At 61.9% G+C, this 5,185-nt stretch carries 6 protein-coding genes; all 6 read left to right on the top strand.

Annotated elements, in window-relative coordinates:
- Positions 1 to 291, top strand: a 291-nt coding sequence (locus tag WCA53_RS10765) for a flavin reductase family protein (RefSeq protein ID WP_423909010.1), incomplete at its 5' end; no start/stop codon positions are given.
- On the top strand, positions 288 to 1,502 hold the full coding sequence (locus WCA53_RS10770) for an acyl-CoA dehydrogenase family protein (protein ID WP_423909015.1): 1,215 nt from the start codon (positions 288 to 290) through the stop codon (positions 1,500 to 1,502). The genes WCA53_RS10765 and WCA53_RS10770, both read left to right, overlap by 4 nt.
- Before the next feature lie 93 nt (positions 1,503 to 1,595).
- Positions 1,596 to 2,378 (top strand): 2-oxopent-4-enoate hydratase, encoded by a 783-nt coding sequence (dmpE, locus tag WCA53_RS10775; RefSeq protein ID WP_423909018.1) that lies wholly within the window; start codon positions 1,596 to 1,598, stop codon positions 2,376 to 2,378.
- 20 nt (positions 2,379 to 2,398) lie between these two features.
- The gene (locus tag WCA53_RS10780) at positions 2,399 to 3,340 is read left to right on the top strand and encodes an acetaldehyde dehydrogenase (acetylating) (protein WP_423909021.1); all 942 of its coding nucleotides are present in this window, start codon (positions 2,399 to 2,401) and stop codon (positions 3,338 to 3,340) included.
- 13 nt (positions 3,341 to 3,353) lie between these two features.
- Positions 3,354 to 4,382 (top strand): 4-hydroxy-2-oxovalerate aldolase, encoded by a 1,029-nt coding sequence (dmpG, locus tag WCA53_RS10785; protein ID WP_423909024.1) that lies wholly within the window; start codon positions 3,354 to 3,356, stop codon positions 4,380 to 4,382.
- 168 nt (positions 4,383 to 4,550) lie between these two features.
- The coding region (locus WCA53_RS10790; RefSeq protein ID WP_423909027.1) for an alpha/beta fold hydrolase at positions 4,551 to 5,185 on the top strand (635 nt) is incomplete at its 3' end.

The raw sequence follows: 5,185 nt of genomic DNA on the forward strand, positions 1-5,185 counted from the left end.
GCGAAGCAGTTCGCCGGGATGGTGATCAACGTGACCGGAGAGGACCGATTTCTCGGCGCGGGGACGTGGCGCGACGGCAAGCTCGGCATTCCGCTACTCGAACGCACTCTCGTGTCGTTCGGCTGCCAGGTAGTCGAGGAGTTGGAAGGAGGTTCCCACACGGTCTTTCTGTGCGACGTGATTGAGGTGTGTTGTGAAAAAGAGGAGACACCGCCGCTCGTGTATTTCGGTGGCAAGTTCGCCCGCCTAATCCAGGCGGAGCCAGGCAATTCCAAAGGAGGAGCAGCATGAGCACGGTTTTGAGAGAAGCAGTCGACTACAGCATTCCCACTGAAGAGGTGCTGGTCGAGCGCGCGAGGGCAATGATTCCGATGCTCCGCGCACGGGCGGCGGAAGTCGAGCAGGCGCGCTCGGTCCCCGCTGACATCGTCGAGCAGTTCAAGGAGGCGGGCTTCTTCCGCATCCTGCAGCCGCGTCGCTGGGGCGGCTACGAGATGAATCCTTCGGTGTTCTTCAAGGTACTGATGGAGCTGGGCCGTGGCTGTTGCAGCAGTGCCTGGAACATGATGATTCTCGGCATCCATACGTGGGAGTTCGGGCACGTTGATCCGCGCGCTGGCGATGACGTCTGGGGCAAGGACGATTCGGTGATCGTCGCGTCGTCGTACGCGCCGTTCGGTACCTATCGCAAGGTGGAGGGCGGCTACGTCATCAATGGTCGCTGGCCGACTTCCAGTGGCACGGACCATGGCCAGTGGGCGTTCCTGGGCCAGATTCTCTTCGACGAGAACAAGCAGCCGATTGATCGCCTGTCAGTGCTCGTGCCGCGCACCGACTATACGATTATCGACGACTGGCATGTGTTCGGCCTTGCCGGTACCGGCAGCAAGAGCGTGCTCGTCAAGGATGCATTCGTCCCGGAGTACCGGACGCACAGTCTTGCGGACTACAGCATGAGCGATCGCGGCGACACGTACTTGTATCCGTTCTCGCAGATTTTCTACGCGGCGGTGTCGTCGGTGATCAACGGCATGGCGCAGGGGGCGGTCGATGTGTTCATCGAGCAGATGCAGACGCGCCGCGACACGACAGGCGGCGGCAAGACGAGCCTGAGCCCGTACGTAAAGGACCGGCTTGGCAACGCGGTGGCGCGGGTGCGCTCGTCGCGCGCGCGAATCCTGCACATGATGCACGAGACCACCCGCTATGCCGAACGGCGCGAACTGGTACCGCTCGACGAGCGCGTGCCGGGCATGCTCGACATCGCACGCGTGGGCCGTGAATGCGAGGAGGCGGTGATGTTGCTGTTCAAAGCGCTCTCCGCACGTGGCATCTATCTCGACAATCCGTTGCAGCGCATCCTGCGTGACGTGATCGCAGCGGCCAACCACATCACGCAGAACGCGGACGATACGGCCGGCACGCTCGGCGGTTATCTGCTCGGTCAGCCTTTGCCGCCGCTGTTCTATTCGCGCGACCCGCTGCCAGGACAGGCTGCATAACGCGACGTGGCGCGACAGAGGACATAACCGGCGAGGCTCGCCGCGTTCGGCCGCGCCATTCTGGACATTCACGCAGGAAACAGGAACCCCACAATGGACTCCTCACTGATTTCGGATCTTGGCGACGAGCTTTGGCGCGCGCAGCGCACCGCCAAGGCGATCGATCCGCTCTCGACCCGGTACCCGGGCATGAGCGTCGAAGACGCTTACCGGATCCAGCAGTATCTGATCACGCGGCAAGTCGACGTGGGCGCGCGGGTGATTGGCAAGAAAATTGGCGTGACCAGCGAGGCGGTAATGAGCGTGCTCGACGTCCATCAGCCGGACTTCGGCTATCTGCTGGACACGATGCTATGTCCGCAAGGCGACGCTATCGATACGTCCAGGCTGATCCAGCCAAAGGCCGAGGGGGAGATCGCGTTCGTGTTGAAACACGATCTGAGCGGTCCCGGCGTATCGGTGGCGGATGTGCTGCGCGCGACCGAAGGTGTGCTTGTGTGCTTCGAGATTGTTGATTCGCGGATTCGCGACTGGAAGATCCGCATCCAGGACACTGTGGCCGACAACGCGTCGTGCGGCGTGTTTGTGCTCGGCAGCCAGATGGTGAATCCGCGCTCGCTGGACCTTCGCACCTGCGGAATGGTGCTCGAGTGCAATGGCGCGGTAGTGGCGACCGGTGCGGGCGCGGCGGCCCTGAACTCGCCCTTGAACGCGGTGGCGTGGCTCGCCAATACGCTCGGCAGGCTCGGCGTGCCCCTGAAGGCGGGCGAGGTGATCCTGTCGGGCTCACTCGGAACCATGGTGCCGGTGAAGGCGGGTGACAGCCTACATGTTTCGATCGGCGGCATCGGCCAATGCTCGACGCGCTTCGTTTGACAGATAGGACAACGAAAACCATGACACAACGCAAGAGCAAAGTGGCGATCATTGGCTCCGGCAACATCGGCACGGACCTGATGATCAAGATCATGCGCAACAGCAAGCATCTGGAGATGGCTGCGATGGTCGGCATCGATCCTCTTTCCGATGGTCTTGCGCGCGCCGCACGCCTCGGCGTCGCGACCACTCATGAAGGGGCGGAAGGACTCGCCCGGTTGCCGGCATTCGACGATATCGAGTTCGTATTCGACGCGACCTCCGCCGGCGCGCATGTGAAGAACGACGCGTTTCTGCGAGCGCTTAAGCCCGGCATCCGCCTGATCGACCTGACGCCCGCCGCGATTGGCCCGTACTGCGTTCCGGTCGTGAACCTCGACGCGTACATCGATGCGCCGAACGTGAACATGGTCACGTGCGGCGGACAAGCGACGATTCCGATGGTGGCGGCAGTGTCGCGCGTGGCAAAGGTGCATTACGCGGAAATCGTCGCGTCGATCAGCAGCAAGTCGGCCGGTCCCGGCACGCGAGCGAACATCGATGAGTTTACCGAAACGACGTCGAAGGCGATCGAGGTGGTGGGTGGCGCGCGCAAGGGCAAGGCGATCATCGTGCTGAACCCGGCCGACCCACCGATGATGATGCGCGACACCGTCTACACACTGTCGGCCCTCGCCGATCACAAGAGGATTGAGGCGTCGATCGAGGAAATGGCGCGTGCGGTACATGCGTATGTGCCGGGCTATCGCCTGAAGCAGAAGGTGCAGTTCGACGAAATCCCGCCAGGCGCGCCACTGAACATTCCGGGCCTCGGCCGCATCAGCGGCCTGAAGACTTCGATCTTCATCGAGGTCGAGGGCGCGGCGCACTATCTGCCTGCATACGCGGGCAACCTGGACATCATGACCTCCGCCGCGCTCGCCACTGCCGAACGCATGGCGCAATCGCTGCTGAGCGTCTAAGGAGCCCATGAGCATGAGCAAGAAACTCTATATTTCCGATGTCACGCTGCGCGACGGCAGCCACGCGATCCGCCATCAGTACTCGATCCAGAATGTGCAAGACATCGCACGCGCGCTCGATTGCGCGAAGGTGGACAGCATCGAGGTCGCGCACGGCGACGGCCTGCAAGGGTCGAGCTTCAACTACGGCTTCGGCGCGCACAGCGATCTGGAGTGGATCGAGGCGGTCGCTGACGTGGTGCGGCACGCGAAGATCGCGACGCTGCTGCTGCCGGGCATCGGCACGATCCACGACCTGAAGGCCGCGTACGACGCCGGTGCTCGCGTGGTGCGCGTGGCGACGCACTGCACCGAGGCGGACATCTCGAAGCAGCACATCGAGACCGCGCGCGAGTTGGGCATGGACACGGTCGGGTTCCTGATGATGAGCCACATGACGACGCCGGAAAACCTCGCCGTAGAAGCGAAGAAAATGGAGAGCTTCGGCGCGACCTGCATCTACGTGGTGGACTCCGGGGGCGCAATGGTGATGGACGACATTCGCGCACGATTCCGTGCGCTCAAGGATATGCTGAAACCGGACACGCAGACTGGCATGCACGCCCACCACAACCTGTCGCTTGGCGTCGCGAACTCGATCGCGGCGGTCGAGGAGGGGTGCGATCGCATTGACGCATCGCTCGCAGGCATGGGGGCGGGTGCGGGCAACGCGCCGCTCGAAGTGTTTATCGCGGCGGCGCAACGACTCGGCTGGACCCACGGTACCGATTTGTTCACGCTGATGGACGCAGCCGACGACATCGTGCGTCCGCTGCAGGACCGCCCGGTGCGCGTGGATCGCGAGACACTCGCACTCGGCTATGCGGGCGTGTATTCGAGCTTCCTGCGTCATTCGGAGGTGGCGGCGCAAAAGTATGGCCTGAAGACCGTCGACATTCTCGTTGAACTCGGGAGGCGCCGCATGGTTGGCGGCCAGGAGGACATGATCGTCGACGTCGCGCTCGATCTTCAGCGCGCGCAGCCTCGGGGAGATCACCGCTAAGCGCCGTCGTTCAATATTTGCGAAAGCGCTGTTCGGCTTTCGTGTCTGTTCTACAAAGTTTTGGAGCGAAATACTTTTCGTAGTGCGAATTTGATGAGCTGGGAATCGGTTCATTTAGATCGTGAGTTCATTTATTGTCGGGCGCGATCCCGATCAAGGAGAGAAGCAATGGCTGCACTGACAGAAGCAGGAACAAGCAAGTTTGCGCGGATCAACGAGGGAGGGGTTGATCTGCAAGTTCACTACAACGACGCGGGAAATGGGGAGGCAGTCGTAATGATGCATGGCTCCGGTCCCGGCGCATCGGGTTGGAGCAACTTTCATCGCAATGTCGACGCGCTCGTGGACGAAGGTTATCGCGTGATCCTGCTCGATTCGCCGGGCTGGAACAAGAGCGACCCGATCGTCTGCACGAGCGGCTCGCGAGCCGACCTCAACGCAAAGGCGCTCAAGGGCTTGCTCGATGTGCTGGACATCCCGCGCGCACACGTCATTGGCAACTCGATGGGCGGCGTGAACGCGCTGTCGTTCGCACTGAACTATCCGAAGCGACTGGGGAAGATAGTGATCATGGGCGGCGGTGGAGTTGGCCCGAGCCTGTTTCAGCCGATGCCGCTCGAAGGCATCAAGCTTCTGTTTGGCGTCTACAAGGCGCCGACGATGGAGAACCTGCGCAAGATGCTCGACGTGTTCGTGTTCGATCCGTCCACGATCACCGAAGAGCTGATTTCGGGACGCTTTGCAAACATGATGGCGCACCGCGATCACCTCGAGAATTTCGTCAAGAGTCTGGAGGCTAACCC

This window comes from Caballeronia sp. (assembly GCF_049581465.1).
Lineage (GTDB): Bacteria > Pseudomonadota > Gammaproteobacteria > Burkholderiales > Burkholderiaceae > Caballeronia.